The 800-nt window shown below is 58.2% G+C and carries 2 protein-coding genes; one reads left to right on the top strand and one right to left on the bottom strand.

What is annotated here, in order from left to right; all coding sequences use genetic code 11:
- A partial coding sequence (locus OXS49_RS33390) for a hypothetical protein (protein WP_267428779.1) occupies nt 1-184 on the bottom strand: 184 nt, incomplete at its 3' end.
- Here OXS49_RS33390 and OXS49_RS33385 point away from each other — a divergent pair.
- A partial coding sequence (locus tag OXS49_RS33385) for an SGNH/GDSL hydrolase family protein (protein ID WP_267428777.1) occupies nt 126-800 on the top strand: 675 nt, incomplete at its 3' end. The genes OXS49_RS33390 and OXS49_RS33385 overlap by 59 nt on opposite strands.

Below are 800 nucleotides of genomic sequence, written 5' to 3'. Positions count from 1 at the left end.
CCTCAAATTTTTGCATGCTCATTCCCTTCTGCAATCCGAGTTCATCATATAGAATAAAAATCGGTCTTATAATTGCCAAACTATAATGCTCCAACGGCTGGAAATGATTGGCAGAAAGATCAGCCATGCCTGGTAGTAACGTGAATCTTGTTATAGCCGGCGACAGCATTGGAGCCGGCAGCATCAGCGGTGCGGATCCGTGGCATGACCTCGATCTAGGTGGGACGTACACAGTCAAGAACCATTCGTTCGCCGGAGCCTATATAGGCCAGCAAGCTGGGCTGAACGAGAGCGCTGTGCTGAAGGACTTCGATCCAAATTCCGGCACCAATTGGCTGGTTGTTCAGGCCGGAACCAACGACTTGGCGCAGGGCGCAACGGCTTCTGTCTTGTACACCGGGGTCCAGAAACTGGTCCAAGACGGACATGCGCAAGGCTTCAAGGTTGCCGTTGCCACCGTGCTGCCGCGGAGCGACGCTGTGTTTGCTTGGTCGAGCGCTGACGAAAGTGCTCGGCTTGCGTACAACGACACGGTGAGGGCCAACTCCGCTGGCGCTGACGCGATCGCCGACATCGCCGCGAGCCCGATCATGGGCAGTGCTGCCGCGCCTGCTAATGCGGCTCTTTACCTCGACGGGCTGCATCCGACGGCATCGGCGGTCCAGGCCTATCTCGAGCCCATCTATGCCGCTGTCTTCTCGTCCAGTGCCTCGTCGGTTCCTGCATCTCAGCCGAGCGAAGCTCCCGCTCCAGTCTCCTCGACGCACTCCGATACCACGCCCGCCGCTGGGAACGCGCCA

Origin of the sequence: Methylobacterium sp. GC_Met_2, from assembly GCF_026540795.1 — a bacterium.
Lineage (GTDB): Bacteria > Pseudomonadota > Alphaproteobacteria > Rhizobiales > Beijerinckiaceae > Methylobacterium.
This window is presented reverse-complemented; position numbering and strand designations above follow the sequence as displayed.